Raw genomic sequence first — 13,999 nt, 5'->3', positions numbered from 1 at the left:
TTTCAATTCAGCGATAAATATGTTATTATGTCTTCATAAAGTATTTTTATAGGAGGTAAATAGATGGCTAAAATGAGAGGACCACGCTTTAAGATGTGTAGAAGATTAGGACTTAATGTTATAGGTCATCCTAATGCAATGAAGCGTGCCGCTAGAGGTACAAGTAGAGCAGATAAAAAATTATCTGACTATGGTGTAAGACTATTAGAAAAACAAAGATTAAGAGCTTACTATGGAGTATTAGAAAAGCAATTTTCAAGATACGTAAAAGAAGCCTTTAAATCCAAAAGACAACCAGGTGAAGCTCTATTATTAAGGCTTGAATCAAGACTTGATAATATGGTTTACAGAATGGGATTTGCAAGCTCAATTAGAGCTAGTAGACAAATGGTTAATCATGGACATTTTCTAGTCAATGGTGAGAAGGTAAATATTCCTTCATATAGGCTTCAACCAGGCGATAAAGTTATGCTTAGAGAAAAATCACGTAAAGTAGAACTTTTCACTAATACATTTAAAGAAAATGAATTAAATAGCTTACCATACATAGAAAAAGATGTGGATAACTTTATTGGAACTTATGTAAGAGAACCAGAGAGAAATGAGTTACCAATAGAAATAGATGAACAATTAATAGTCGAATTCTACTCTAAATAATAATAAAAAAGCCTTCATATATAAATACAGTATATTTTGCCATAAGATAAGTATTAGGCTCGTGCAGGAGCCTAATACTTATTTTTATATAATAAATTATAAAAATTTTTATGAAAAATGAAAACATACAATAAATTGACACAATTACAATGTATAATAACTTTATAAAGTGATAGAATTAAATTTGAAGGGAGATGTTTATATGAATATAGGAGAAACTAATCCAGCATTAGAAAAGGGATTTAAGAGTGCAGTTGCAGATGGAACTACAATGACTATTGGAGGAACAATAGTAAAGATATTAATTTTACTTGCGATAGTTGCAGCATCATTTGTATATAGTTGGTTTTATATACCTTATAGTGCTGGAATAATGGGAATAGTTGCTATAGGAACATTTATAGTGGCTATGATAACAAGCCTTTCACCAAAGGCATCACAGTTTACAGCAGTAATTTATGCAGCATTTGAAGGATTACTTTTAGGAAGTATATCACAATTATTTAATGCAAGATTTCCAGGGATAGTATTACCAGCAATTATGCTTACAATTGTTGCAGTTGTAGTAACTGTTACAATATATGGCAAGAGACCTAACATAGCAGAAAGAACTAGAAAAGGTGTAATGATAGCATTAATAACAATAGTAGTTACATCATTAATTGGAAGCGTACTTATGTGGTTTGGAATAACATTACCAATATACAGTAATGGTCCAATAGGTATTATATTTAGTTTAGCTGTTGTAATTATTGCTACAATGAGCTTAATGCAAGACTATGACTTCATATTAAGAGGAGTTCAATATGGAGCGCCAAAATATATGGAATGGTATGGAGCATTTGGATTAATGGTAACATTAATCTGGTTATACATGGAGATATTACAATTATTAGCGAAGATATTCTCAAGTAATGATTAATTTATAATAAGTAAAAAGCTACCACGAGATTTGTGGTAGCTTTTTTAGAGTAATTTTTATTAATGTTTTAGGAAATAATAAAAATTATTTAGTAAATTTCCTTGCTGGTATGTTAAATAGGAAAGTAAATACAAACTTATAGAATACAAATCCTATAACTGCAGTTGAAATAAAGAATTCAATACCAGCTATTTCAGTTACAATTCTTGATGCTGTAGTATATCCAAGACTTGCTAAGTATCCCTTTACTTTAAATGATGCTGCAAATGAAACAGCAAGTGGGAATGTAAGGGCTGCAAATGTTGGATTAAATCTTAATGAAAAGAATTTAGGGAAATTAATATAAACAAATAAAGTTGTAAGTAGTGTTAATGCAAAGAAGAACATTACTATGTATATATTAGCATCCTTAAATAATGTTATATAGCTTATAGTACAAAGACTTGCAGGCGCTGCAAAAATTGCGATTAATGGATAATGTTCATCCGGCACTTCTAAAGTACAAAGTCTATATATAACTACAGGTAAGAATGTTAAAAATGCTATAACTACAAAATAAAATATTGGCTTAACTAATGCTGTTTCATGCATCTGAGGACTAGTAGTGCAAGAAACAGAAACACCAACTAAAAGTGCGTACCAACAAGGAAGCACAAATTTCATATTAAATCCAATTATAACGTGTCTTACTAAGAAGAATAAAACAAATATAACATTTAATATTAGTCCAAAAAACCATAATCCTTTTCCAAGTGCATAATTAAATTTAAGGAAATATACACCTATGTTCATTAGAAGCATTGTTGAAGTTGGATATAATGCCATTAAAATTGTATTATTCATTTCATTCCATACAACATCAGGATGTCTTAATACTTTATAAGCAGCGAATATTAGGGCTAAACATCCTATAAATATAAAGATTGATCTGACTGCTGTAAATTCAAAATTATCATATAAATTAGTAAGGGTAACTGCACCAAGACATGTACCGATAAATGCTATAGGGTATTCCTTTAGCTCTATTTTGGAAATACTATTATTGTTCAAAAAATCACCTCGAAATTATTTCTTAATATACATTTAGTATTAATGTATTATAAAATTTGAATTAGATAAATTATTAACAAAGAAAAGCAAAAACCAAGTAAAGCAAGAACTTTAACTAATGGAGTAGCTTTTAACTCTTGTGAATTCTTTTTTTTCAAAGAAATCCCTCTCTTTCCATAGTAAATATTATTAATAATATACTATGATAATAAAGAATTAGCAAAAAGAAAAATGTGATATTTATCACGAAAAAATGTAAACAAACTGTGAACAAAATATAATTTGTGATGATTATCACATTTATTGAATAAAGATACTGTTAAAATTATAACTAAATATGGCGTTTAAATTAAGGAGATGAATTGTTAATGGAAGTTAAACAATCTGTGTGTAATTACTGTTCTACAGGATGTAATCTAGAGTTTAGTGTAGAAAACGGAAAAATAGTAAAAATATTAGGTGATAAAGATTACCCAGTAAATGCAGGTACTGCTTGTATTAAGGGTTTAAATTTAGATAAACAATGTACTGAATATGGTGCTCAAAGACTACCTCTACTTAGAGGTGAAGATGGAAAAATGCATGAAATATCATGGGATGAAGCGTTTAAGGTCTTTGCAGAGAGAATGACAGAAATACAAGAAAAGTATGGTAAAGAAAGTGCAGCATTTATAAGTACAGGACAATTACCAATGGAGGAGATGGCTCTACTTGGATTAGTTGGAAGAGGATTTATGGGAATGCATGGAGATGGTAATACAAGACTTTGTATGGCAACATCTGTTGTAGCATATAAACAAAGCTTTGGATTTGATGCTCCACCATATACTTTAAATGATTTAGAACTTTCTGATACAATGATATTTATAGGAGCAAATCCAGCTGTAGCACATCCAGTATTATGGGGAAGAATAAGAAAAAATAAGGGTGCTAAAAAGATAGTTATAGATCCTAGAAAATCAGAAACTGCAAAATTTGCAGATGAATGGTATGGAATAAAGCCAAAGGCTGACTTAGAATTTCTTTATACATTAGCTAATGTTCTTATACAAAAAGGGTATATTGATGAAGAATATATTGAAAAGTATACAGAGGACTTTGAAGGCTTCAAAGAACATGTTAGTAAATATAAGTTAGAGAATGTTCTTGAAAATACAGGAATAACAATAGAAGAAACAGAAAGATTGGCTGAAACTATACATAATGGAGAAAAAGTTTCATTCTGGTGGACTATGGGAGTTAATCAAGGATATGAGGCAGTTAGAACAGCACAAGCAATAATAAATATTGCTGTAATGACTGGAAATATAGGAAGAGAAGGAACAGGTCCAAATTCAATTACAGGTCAATGTAATGCTATGGGATCAAGACTATACAGTAATACTGCATGTCTTTATGCTGGAAGAGATTACGCAAGTGAAGAGGATAGAAAGTTTATAACTAAGGTTATGGGAATAAAGGATGAATATATCCCAACTAAGCCAACAATGGCGTATCCAGAGATAATACAAGGTGCATTAGATGGAACTATGAAAGCACTTTGGATAGTTTCAACAAACCCAGCTGACTCATGGATTGATAATAATAAGTTTAAAGAAGCAGCAGAAAAAATTGATTTCTTAGTAGTACAAGATTTATATAGTGATACAGATACTGCAAAACTTTGTGATTTATTCTTACCAGCAATACCTGGAATAAAGAAAAATGGTACATATATAAATACAGAACGTAGAATGTCTGCATTAGTACCTTTAATTGAAAAAGGTGAAAATGAACTTACTGATTTTGAAATACTAACTGGAATAGGTAAGGCTATAGGTAAAGAAAAAGAATTGGAAATGTGGAAAACTCCAAGAGATGTATTTGAACTTCTTAAAAAATCATCAGAGGGAATGCCTTGTGATATAACAGGTGTAGAATATGATATGATTAGAGAGAGTAGAGGAGTTCAGTGGCCATTTAAAAAGGGTGATAAATTAGAGCAAGATGAAAGAAGACTTTTTGAAGATGGAAAGTACTACAGACCAAATGGTAAGATGAAGTTTATGTATGAAGATGTAAAGGAGAATAGAGAAAAGCAAAGTAAAGAGTATCCTTACATATTAAATACAGGAAGAGGTACTGTAGGACAATGGCATACTCAAACTAGAACAAGAGAAATACCAATAGTTACAAAGACTACATCAGCTGAAGCTTATATAGAAATAAGTGAAGAGATAGCTAAAGCTCATGGTATAGAAGATGGAGATATGATTGAAGTATCATCATCAAATGGAGAAGTAGTTAAAGTAAAAGCTAAGATAAATGCTGGACTTAAGAAAGATCAAGCATATGGTCCAATGCATTATATTGAAATTAATACTTTAACAAAAGGGGCTTTTGATACTTACTCAAGAGAACCATCATACAAATATGTAACGATTAATATAAAGAAATAAAATAATTAAATTTAATGCTCATTCTGCATAAGGAGTGAGCATTATTATTAATTTTAAGGAGAGAGTGTATTATGATAAGTCTAGAGGAAGCTAGAGAGCTATTATTTAGTAAATTGAAAAAAATGGATTATGAAGAAGTTAGTATTGAAGATTCATTAGGTAGAGTACTTTATGAAGATATATATTCTAAAATTGATAATCCACCTTTTCCACGTTCACCTCTAGATGGATATGCAGTACGAGGAGAGGATACTAAAGGTGCATCTAAAGAAAATCCTATAGAACTTAAAATTATAGATAAGATATATGCAGGTTATGCATCGGAAAAAGAACTCGGAAAAGGTGAAGCAATAAGAATAATGACAGGAGCACCAATACCAAATGGAGCTGATTGTGTTATAAGACAGGAAGATACCTTAGAAGATAAAGATTCTATAGTTAAAATATATAAAGAACATAATTCTTATGATAATTATTGTTATAAAGGAGAAGACTTTAAGATAGGAACGAAGCTTTTAAAGAAAGATGTACTTATAACATCATCAGAAATAATGTGTATAGCATCACTTGGGCTTGATAAAATTAAGGTTTATAAAAGACCAGTTGTTGGAATATTAAATACTGGAGATGAGATTCAAAATCCAGGAACAAAATTAAAGTATGGAAAAATTTATAATAGTAATGGATATTTCCTAAAGAGTAGATTACAAGAGCTTGGTTGCGAGAGTATAGTTTATAGTCTTATATGTGATGATGACTTAGAAATAATTAAGGCTATAGAGGAGCTTGAGGAAAATTGCGATATTATAATTTCTACAGGAGGAGTTTCTGTTGGAGAAAAAGATAGAGTTAGAATAAGTGCTGAGAAAGCAGGTTATGAAATTTTATTTTGGAAGATAGACATGAAGCCTGGTTCTCCGATGTTTGGAGCTCATAAAGATGGAAGATTATATATAGGGTTATCAGGAACGCCAGTTGCAGCGGCTACAAGCTTTGAACTTACTTGTAGAGAAGTCATAGGTAAGATGCTATCTTCAGATGAAATAGCACTTAAAGAGAGAGAAGCTATATTAATGGATGATTTTAATAAGGTATCAAACAAGAGAAGATTTTTAAGAGTTAATATAAATTCTAAAAATGAAGTTCATATAAATAATGTATATCAAACACCAGGTCAAGTACACACTATGATAAATAGCAATGCAATACTTGAAGTAAGACCCAATACATCTTTAAAGAAAGGTGACAAAGTTAAGGTATTAATATAATTATGATTAGAAAAAGTGCAGTAATACTGTCAGGTGGAAAAAATACAAGAATGAACTATAAAATAAAAGCTTTTTTAGAGTTTGAGGGAAGTAGATTTATAGAAAGAGCATTAAATGCAATTTCAGATTATGAAGAAAAGATAATATCTTGCAATGATATAGAAAAATATAGAGAGTTTAAAGATAGAGCTATATTAGTTTTAGATGATTTTAAAGGCATAGGACCGATTGGTGGTATCTATTCTTCATTAAAGAAGGCTAGCTTCTCTTCTATATTAATAGTTGCAGGAGATATGCCTTTTTTAAGTAGAGATATTTTAAAGTATTTAGGGGAATATGACTTTGTAGAAGATGCTTTAATTCCAGTAGTTAATGGGCGTATACAACCTCTTTGTGGCATTTATAAGAAAAGTATTTTAGGTGTTATAGAGGAAATGATTGAAAAAGATAACTACAGACTTAAAAGCTTATTAGAAAATATAAATACTAGATATATAGATATAAATGAAGAAGATAACTTTTCAAACATTAATACTGTAGAAGAGTATAATAAACTAATTAGAAAAGAGAGTGAGTAACATGGCATTTGTAGTAAATGTTGTTAGTGAAGTATCGAATGTTGGAAAAACAACAGTTATTGAAGGTATGATAAAAGAGCTTAAAAGTAGAGGATATTCAGTAGGAACAATAAAACACGATGCTCATGGATTTGATATAGATAAAAAAGGAAAAGATACTTATAGACATAGAGAGGCAGGTTCTGAAACTGTAATAATATCATCTAAAAATAGAATGGCAATGATAAAAGAAGTAGAAAATGAAGTGCCTCTTGAAGAATTAATTAATATGGTATCTGATAAAGATTTTGTAATAGTAGAAGGATATAAAAAAAGTTCTCTTCAAAAGATTGAAATATTTAGGGGAGAAGTTAGTAAGAAGATAATTACTCCAAGGAATAAATTAATATGTTTAGCAACAGATACAAAATTAAATATACAAGGAGTAAAAGAAGTCTATATTAATGATTACGAAATGTTGATAGACTGTTTAGAAAGTTTGAAATATAATGGAAAAGAGAGGAGATGTTAAATATGTATACTCTAGGGATAATAACCAGTAGTGACAAAGGGTCAAAAGGAGAACGTGAAGATAAGAGTGGAGAAGTTATAAAAAATATAACTGAAAAGTGTGGGTTTATAACAAAAAGGTATGTAGTTCTTCCAGATGAAAGAGAAGAACTTGCAAATGAAATGAAATATATGAGTGATGAGATAGGTGTGGATTTAGTGCTTACAACAGGAGGGACAGGTTTTAGTGATAGAGACATAACTCCAGAGGCAACTAAAGATATAATACATAAGGAAGCTCTTGGAATAGCAGAAGCTATTAGAAATTATAGCTTTACAATAACAAAAAGAGCAATGTTATCTAGAGGGACTGCTGGTATTAGAAACAAAACACTAATTGTAAATATGCCAGGAAGCCCAAAGGCATGTGAAGAAATATTAGATTACATATTAAATGATTTAAAACATGGATTAGATATAATGAAAGGAAGTGCTTCAGAATGCGCAAGAAAGTAATAGCAGGGCTGTTAGTTGGAGCTATGACGTTTTCGTTAATATTAGCTGGATGTGGAAGTAAAAAAGAAAGTGGAAATAAAGAGATCACTGTAAGTATAGCAGCAAGTCTACAAAAACCAATGGATAAAATTAAAGATGAATTCCAAAAGGAATCTGGAATAAAGGTTAATTATAATAGCGGTGGATCTGGAACACTTAAAAAGCAAATTGCTGAAGGTGCAAATGTTGACATATTCTTTTCAGCAAACACTAAGTATGCTAATGAATTAGTAGATGAAGGATTAGTAAAAAAAGATGAGACTTATAATTTCCTAAGAAATTCTTTAGTGCTTATAGGAAATAAAGATAATGAGAAGGAAATAGATAATTTAGATGAATTAAAGAAGGTAAAAGGTAAAATTGGAGTTGGAGAAGTATCAACAGTTCCAGCAGGACAATATACTAAACAAACTTTAGATAACCTAAAGATTTGGGATTCTTTAAAAGATAAATTTATTTATGCAAAGAGCGTTACAAATGTAGTAAACTATGTTGAAAGTGGAGATGTAGATTATGGATTTGTTTATAAAACAGATGCTATGAATCTAAAGGATAGTAAGATAGTTTATGAAGTACCAAATGATTATCATAAGATGATAGAATATTCTTTATGTCTCTTAAAAGATGGTAAGAATATGAATGAAAGTAAAAAGTTTATTGACTTTTTAAAGGGTGATAAGAGCAAGGAGATATTTAAGGAATACGGATTCGGAGTAGAATAAAAATGATGTTAAGTGCATTTGTCATATCATTTAAGGTAGTAATAGTTTCAGTAGTTATAACCTTAGTATTATCAATAATTGGATCATATTTCTTAGTTGAAAGAGGAATCAAGGGGAAGAGTTTTATAGAGACTATAATGATTTTCCCAATGTTTCTTCCACCTTCAGCTGTAGGATATTTAATATTAATAATTTTAGGAAAAAGAGGATTTATTGGAGAATTTCTTTCTAACAATTTTGATTTAACAATAATATTTACATGGTTTGCAGCAGTAGTTGCAGGTGTTATTGTTTCTCTTCCTGTAATGTATCAGAGTATTAAAGCACCACTTTTAGGAGTGAATGAGGATATAAAAAATGCAGCAAGAGAAATGGGAGCAAGTAATATTCAAGTATTTAAAAAGATTAGTTTACCATTATGTAAAAAGGGTATTCTTACAGGGCTAATATTAAGTATTGCAAGAGTTTTTGGAGAATTTGGTGCTACTATATTAGTTGCAGGAAATATTCCAGGAGAAACTCAGACAGTTCCGATGGCTATGTATTATGCTATAGAAAATAATGATGAAACAACTGCAAAGACAATACTTATTATAATTGTTATTATTTCTGTGATTTTAACAATGTCATACAACAGAATACTTAAAAGAATATCTTAAGGAGAGAACAAATATGAAGAGTGTTAGAGTACAAGATGCTGTAGGAATGGTATTATGTCATGATATTACAAAGATAGTACCGGGAGAGTTTAAAGGAAGAGCCTTTAAAAAAGGTCATATAATAAAAGAAGAAGATATAAATGAATTATTATCAATAGGAAAAGAACATATTTATGTCTGGGAAAATAAAGAGGGTGTTCTTCATGAAAATGATGCAGCTATAAGATTAAAAGATTTAGTTTGTGGAGAAGGATTAGAGTTTGGAGAAATAAAAGAAGGTAAGATTAACTTTATAGCTTCAAAAGATGGTCTTTTAAAAATAGATAAAGAAAAGTTACTAGAAATAAATATGCTAGGAGATATAATAGTTTCAACTATACAAAATAATACTCCTGTAAAGAAAGGTGAGCTTGTTGGTGCAACAAGAGTAATTCCTTTAGTAATTGATGAAGAAAAGATAATAGAAGCAGAGAAATTAATAAAAGAAAAGATAATTAAAGTTATAGATATTAAACCTAAAAAGGTACACATGATAACTACAGGAAGTGAAGTATATCATGGAAGAATAAAGGACGCATTTGGACCTGCTGTAAAGAAAAAGATAGAGTATTTCGGATGTACTTTAGAAAATCAGGTTATACTTCCAGATGATAAAGAAGGAATAGCTTTAGAAATTAAGAAGGCTATAGATTCAGGTGCAGAAATGATAGTATGTACAGGTGGTATGTCTGTAGACCCTGATGATGTAACTCCAACTGCAATAAAAGATTGCGGAGCAGAAGTTATAACATATGGTGCACCAGTACTTCCAGGAGCAATGCTATTATTAGCATATAGTGGAGATATTCCGATATTAGGTCTACCAGGATGTGTAATGTATTCTAAGAGAACTGTCTTTGATTTAGTGTTACCTAGAATATTAAGTGATGAAAGATTAAGTTTTAGAGATATTGCGTTATATGGACATGGAGGATTATGCTTAAGCTGTGAAGTTTGCACCTTTCCACACTGTTCCTTCGGAAAAGGAGAATAATTTTATGAAAGATAGATTTACGCATTTTGATAATGAAGGAAATGCAGTTATGGTAGATGTAACTGAAAAGAATAAAACTGAGAGAGTTGCAATTGCAACAGGAAAAGTTAAAACTAGTAAAGAGACTATTGCACTTATAAAAAATGGAGAGATAGGAAAAGGTGATGTTCTTGGAGTAGCAAGAGTAGCTGGTATTATGGCTATTAAAAAAGCATCAGATTTAATTCCAATGTGTCACCCACTTATGATAAATGGATGTAGTATAGATTTTGAAATAGATGAAGATAATTCAGAGATTATAATTAATTCTAAAGTGAAAATCTTTGAAAAGACAGGTGTTGAAATGGAAGCTTTAACAGGAGTTTCTGTTGCAGCATTAACTATTTATGATATGTGTAAAGCTGTAGATAAGAGAATGGAAATAGACGGAATACACTTAGTTAAAAAGACTGGTGGAAAGAGTGGAGAATTTAATTATTAGTGTTTTGAGGTGAGGACAATACAAGATAGATATGGAAGAAATGTAGACTATCTTAGAATTTCTATTACTGATAAATGTAATTTAAGATGTGTATATTGCATGCCAGAGAAAGGAAGTGTATTCTGCAAAGAAGAGAAGAGACTTTCTAATGAAGAAATTTATAGAATTGCAAGGGAAGCATCAAAGCTTGGTATTAGAAAGATAAGACTTACAGGGGGAGAACCTCTTGTATGTCCTGGGATAGTTGACTTAATAAAAAGGATAAATTCTATAGATGGAATAGAAGAAATTGCAATTACAACAAACGGAATATTATTAGATGATAAAGCAAATGAGCTAATTGATAATGGACTAAAGAAGGTAAATATAAGTTTAGATACATTAGATAAAGTTAAATACTCTAAAATAACAAGAGGCGGAAGCTTAGATAAGGTTTTATCAGCTATTGATAAATGTTTAGAGAGAGGAATTAAGGTTAAGCTAAATGTAGTTATAATTAAGGGCATTAATGATGATGAAATAATTGATTTAGTAAACTTAACATTAAATAAGAATATAGATGTTAGATTTATAGAACTTATGCCAATAGGTGAAGGCAAAAAGTATACTGGATTATCAAACGAAGAATTAATTAAATTTTTAAAGGATAAAGAGCTTAAATTCAAAGAAGAAAAGAGAAATATGCACGATGGACCGGCTGAGTATATAAAGCTCGAAAATGCAATAGGTAGAGTTGGGTTCATAAGTGCTATGAGTAATTGTTTTTGCAGTGATTGTAATAGAATAAGAATTACAACAGATGGAATGCTTAAGCAATGCCTAAATTGGAAAAGTGGAATCAATCTTAAAGCTCTTTTAGAAAATGGAGTTAGTGATGATGAGTTAAAAGCTACAATTAAAGATGGCATATATAATAAGCCAGAAAAGTATTTATTTAAGGTTCAGGATAACAATAAAGAAGAAAAGTTTATGAATGAAATAGGAGGATAGCTATGGCAAAGATAGCAGCAATTTGCACAAGTCCTAAAAAAGGAACTGCGAAATATAAAGTAGAAGAGGCGCTTTTAATTGAAGATTTTGGAGTAAAAGATGATGCTCATGCAGGAAAGTGGCATAGACAAGTAAGCTTATTAGAGCTTAAAAAGATCGAAGACTTCAACGCACAAGGTGGTAATGTTAAGTTTGGAGATTTTGGAGAAAACATCGTAATAGATGGAATAGAAGTTGATAAACTTCCAGTGGGTCAAAAGATTCAAATAGGAGAGGCTATCCTAGAAATAACTCAAATAGGGAAGAAGTGCCATAATGAATGTGAAATATTCCATAGAGTAGGAAAGTGTATAATGCCTATACATGGCGTCTTTAGTAAAGTTCTAAAAGGTGGAACTATTAAAGTTAATGATAAAGCAGAACTAATATGAAATATAGTTAATATAAATAATAAGAAGAAATATAGTTAATATAAAAGAAGGCATATAATTTTAAGCAATTATATGCCTTCTTTTGTTTGATTTTAGTAAGAGATTAAAAACTTACTTATTAAATTTTAGTTTCTTTTCATATCTATCATAAAGTATTAATGCAATAGCACCAAATACTACTGGGCCTGCAATTTGGAATATTGTTGCAACATAGTCGCCAGAGTCTAATATTGGTTTTATTATAGTAAATATATTTGCAAAGGCAATAGTTATTATTACTATAATTGTCCAAATTGTTGTTGATGTATGACTCTTATACATAACAAATGGCTTATGTATATTTTCCTTTTTCTTAAATGAAATAAATGCAAAAGCAATAAATGCATAAGGAATTGTCATAGCAACATTACTCATTAGTATTAAATAATTTAAGAATGTTGAAGCTGTATCTCCACCAAATGATGAGATTAAAATAATAGCTACAACTACAATGCATTGAACCCACATTGCATTCTTTGGCATATTATTTTTATCAAGCTTAACCCATGATTTTGGCCATATTGCTTTAGGTGTACCCTCAATAAGTTGTTTTATTGGAGAGTATGTTAATGTGAAGAATGCTCCCATTAGTGCTAAGAACATTGATAGTCCAATAAATCTTGAGAAGAATGCGCCTAAAGCTGCTGCACCAGATGAACCAAGATTTAATGCAAGACCTAAAGTATAACCTAAGTTATGCATAACAACGTAACCTGCATTGGCCATATTAACTGTAGTTTTATCAAGTGTAATAGTCCAATTTGTAAAGAAGCCAACACATAGTATTCCAAGAGAATATCCAATTGCAATAACTATAGCAGCTATTTTAACTCCTTTAGGGAAAGTTTTTTCTGGATGTTCAGTTTGGTCAACTAATCCACCAATAGCTTCAAGTCCACCATATGCAAAGATTGCAAAAACCATAAATCCTAAAATACCAATAGGTGATTGATAGGCTGGATTTGGTGAAGAAACAAATGATGAGGCTGTAATTGGTTGTGCTAATTTAAAATCATTTGCTACAAGTACTATAATTGCACCAACTAGTAAAACTATATTTGAAAGTGCTATAAATGTACCACCAATAGATGTAACTTTTTTAATTCCATTTAATCCTTTTGAAGCAGTGATTGTAATTATAATAAATAATATTATTGCAAGAACTGCCATAGTATGTGGGGCACTTAATCCAAATAAAGACCAAGTAGAAGTTTTATCTTCTCCAAATATCATATTAGAAAGTGGAACCCATATTGATGATGATGTAGATACCATCCAAATTATATATGAAGTATACCACATAAATGTTACAACAAAGGCATACTTAGATCCTACGGATTTGTCCATCCATGAATAAATTCCACCTTTTTCATTTTTAAAAGCAGCACCGTATTCAGCCATCATGAATGAATATGGAATAAAGAATGTAATTGCTGATAATATGTACCATGGGATTGCACCATAACCCATAAGTAAGTAGGCTCTAGCTATATTTGTAAATCCAAATACAGAGGTAAATATCATTAGTATTAGTGATATAAGTGTCAGTTTTTTATGATGATTTTCGCTCATTATGTTCCTCCTAAATGTCAATGTTGTTTTATATATAATATTTAACTTTATCACATTAAAGCTATAAATTAGTTAAATAAATATAAACATTTCATTAATAGTTATATATATATAT

At 30.2% G+C, this 13,999-nt stretch carries 15 protein-coding genes; 13 read left to right on the top strand and 2 right to left on the bottom strand.

Annotated features, from left to right (window positions below; all coding sequences use genetic code 11):
- The first annotated feature begins 63 nt into the window (after positions 1-63).
- Positions 64-657 (top strand): 30S ribosomal protein S4, encoded by a 594-nt coding sequence (rpsD, locus tag K5V21_RS07385; protein WP_221860425.1) that lies wholly within the window; start codon positions 64-66, stop codon positions 655-657.
- Between the two features lie 202 nt (positions 658-859).
- Positions 860-1,579 carry a Bax inhibitor-1/YccA family protein gene (locus K5V21_RS07380; protein ID WP_221860423.1) on the top strand — a complete coding sequence of 240 codons (720 nt, stop codon included), beginning with the start codon at positions 860-862 and terminating at the stop codon, positions 1,577-1,579.
- Between the two features lie 84 nt (positions 1,580-1,663).
- Here K5V21_RS07380 and K5V21_RS07375 read toward each other — a convergent pair whose 3' ends face one another.
- Positions 1,664-2,629 carry a TDT family transporter gene (locus K5V21_RS07375; RefSeq protein WP_221860421.1) on the bottom strand — a complete coding sequence of 322 codons (966 nt, stop codon included), beginning with the start codon at positions 2,627-2,629 and terminating at the stop codon, positions 1,664-1,666.
- A 368-nt stretch (positions 2,630-2,997) separates the two neighbouring features.
- Here K5V21_RS07375 and K5V21_RS07370 point away from each other — a divergent pair, with 368 nt between their 5' ends.
- From K5V21_RS07370 to K5V21_RS07320, 11 genes are all read left to right on the top strand, one after another.
- Positions 2,998-5,067 (top strand): molybdopterin oxidoreductase family protein, encoded by a 2,070-nt coding sequence (locus K5V21_RS07370; RefSeq protein ID WP_221860419.1) that lies wholly within the window; start codon positions 2,998-3,000, stop codon positions 5,065-5,067.
- A gap of 71 nt (positions 5,068-5,138) precedes the next feature.
- Positions 5,139-6,335, top strand: a complete 1,197-nt coding sequence (locus K5V21_RS07365) for a molybdopterin molybdotransferase MoeA (protein WP_221860416.1) — start codon at positions 5,139-5,141, stop codon at positions 6,333-6,335.
- A gap of 2 nt (positions 6,336-6,337) precedes the next feature.
- Positions 6,338-6,913 (top strand): molybdenum cofactor guanylyltransferase, encoded by a 576-nt coding sequence (locus K5V21_RS07360; RefSeq protein WP_221860414.1) that lies wholly within the window; start codon positions 6,338-6,340, stop codon positions 6,911-6,913.
- A gap of 1 nt (position 6,914) precedes the next feature.
- A complete protein-coding gene (gene mobB, locus K5V21_RS07355) occupies positions 6,915-7,424 on the top strand; it encodes a molybdopterin-guanine dinucleotide biosynthesis protein B (protein WP_221860412.1) in 510 nt (169 codons plus the stop codon).
- A 2-nt stretch (positions 7,425-7,426) separates the two neighbouring features.
- Positions 7,427-7,918 carry a MogA/MoaB family molybdenum cofactor biosynthesis protein gene (locus K5V21_RS07350; protein ID WP_204594753.1) on the top strand — a complete coding sequence of 164 codons (492 nt, stop codon included), beginning with the start codon at positions 7,427-7,429 and terminating at the stop codon, positions 7,916-7,918.
- Positions 7,903-8,679, top strand: coding sequence for a molybdate ABC transporter substrate-binding protein (gene modA, locus K5V21_RS07345; protein ID WP_221860410.1), 777 nt, complete (start codon positions 7,903-7,905; stop codon positions 8,677-8,679). The genes K5V21_RS07350 and modA overlap by 16 nt, the downstream gene beginning before the upstream one ends.
- 2 nt (positions 8,680-8,681) lie before the next feature.
- A complete protein-coding gene (gene modB, locus K5V21_RS07340) occupies positions 8,682-9,338 on the top strand; it encodes a molybdate ABC transporter permease subunit (RefSeq protein WP_204594751.1) in 657 nt (218 codons plus the stop codon).
- A gap of 13 nt (positions 9,339-9,351) precedes the next feature.
- Entirely contained in the window at positions 9,352-10,371 is a 1,020-nt protein-coding gene (locus K5V21_RS07335) for a molybdopterin-binding protein (protein WP_221860408.1), read from the top strand.
- A 4-nt stretch (positions 10,372-10,375) separates the two neighbouring features.
- The gene (moaC, locus tag K5V21_RS07330; RefSeq protein WP_221860406.1) at positions 10,376-10,852 is read left to right on the top strand and encodes a cyclic pyranopterin monophosphate synthase MoaC; all 477 of its coding nucleotides are present in this window, start codon (positions 10,376-10,378) and stop codon (positions 10,850-10,852) included.
- Between the two features lie 9 nt (positions 10,853-10,861).
- Entirely contained in the window at positions 10,862-11,842 is a 981-nt protein-coding gene (gene moaA, locus K5V21_RS07325) for a GTP 3',8-cyclase MoaA (protein WP_430833734.1), read from the top strand.
- A gap of 2 nt (positions 11,843-11,844) precedes the next feature.
- Positions 11,845-12,273, top strand: a complete 429-nt coding sequence (locus tag K5V21_RS07320) for an MOSC domain-containing protein (protein ID WP_221860404.1) — start codon at positions 11,845-11,847, stop codon at positions 12,271-12,273.
- 111 nt (positions 12,274-12,384) lie between these two features.
- On the opposite strand, the gene yjeM is transcribed toward K5V21_RS07320, so the two are convergent.
- The gene (yjeM, locus tag K5V21_RS07315) at positions 12,385-13,884 is read right to left on the bottom strand and encodes a glutamate/gamma-aminobutyrate family transporter YjeM (protein WP_221860402.1); all 1,500 of its coding nucleotides are present in this window, start codon (positions 13,882-13,884) and stop codon (positions 12,385-12,387) included.
- Positions 13,885-13,999 lie beyond the last annotated feature (115 nt).

It is taken from the genome of Clostridium sardiniense (assembly GCF_019753795.1).
In the GTDB taxonomy this organism is placed as follows: Bacteria; Bacillota; Clostridia; order Clostridiales; family Clostridiaceae; genus Clostridium; species Clostridium sardiniense.
The sequence above is the reverse complement of the archived record's forward strand: the minus strand, read 5'-3'. Positions and strand labels throughout refer to the sequence as shown.

What these genes read in the sequence shown, in the direction of transcription:
- rpsD (WP_221860425.1), top strand. Translation starts at nt 64, where the DNA reads ATGGCTAAAATGAGAGGACCACGCTTTAAGATGTGTAGAAGATTAGGA.
- K5V21_RS07380 (WP_221860423.1), top strand. Translation starts at nt 860, where the DNA reads ATGAATATAGGAGAAACTAATCCAGCATTAGAAAAGGGATTTAAGAGT.
- K5V21_RS07370 (WP_221860419.1), top strand. Translation starts at nt 2,998, where the DNA reads ATGGAAGTTAAACAATCTGTGTGTAATTACTGTTCTACAGGATGTAAT.
- K5V21_RS07365 (WP_221860416.1), top strand. Translation starts at nt 5,139, where the DNA reads ATGATAAGTCTAGAGGAAGCTAGAGAGCTATTATTTAGTAAATTGAAA.
- K5V21_RS07360 (WP_221860414.1), top strand. Translation starts at nt 6,338, where the DNA reads ATGATTAGAAAAAGTGCAGTAATACTGTCAGGTGGAAAAAATACAAGA.
- mobB (WP_221860412.1), top strand. Translation starts at nt 6,915, where the DNA reads ATGGCATTTGTAGTAAATGTTGTTAGTGAAGTATCGAATGTTGGAAAA.
- K5V21_RS07350 (WP_204594753.1), top strand. Translation starts at nt 7,427, where the DNA reads ATGTATACTCTAGGGATAATAACCAGTAGTGACAAAGGGTCAAAAGGA.
- modA (WP_221860410.1), top strand. Translation starts at nt 7,903, where the DNA reads ATGCGCAAGAAAGTAATAGCAGGGCTGTTAGTTGGAGCTATGACGTTT.
- modB (WP_204594751.1), top strand. Translation starts at nt 8,682, where the DNA reads ATGATGTTAAGTGCATTTGTCATATCATTTAAGGTAGTAATAGTTTCA.
- K5V21_RS07335 (WP_221860408.1), top strand. Translation starts at nt 9,352, where the DNA reads ATGAAGAGTGTTAGAGTACAAGATGCTGTAGGAATGGTATTATGTCAT.
- moaC (WP_221860406.1), top strand. Translation starts at nt 10,376, where the DNA reads ATGAAAGATAGATTTACGCATTTTGATAATGAAGGAAATGCAGTTATG.
- K5V21_RS07320 (WP_221860404.1), top strand. Translation starts at nt 11,845, where the DNA reads ATGGCAAAGATAGCAGCAATTTGCACAAGTCCTAAAAAAGGAACTGCG.
- yjeM (WP_221860402.1), bottom strand. Translation starts at nt 13,884, where the DNA reads ATGAGCGAAAATCATCATAAAAAACTGACACTTATATCACTAATACTA.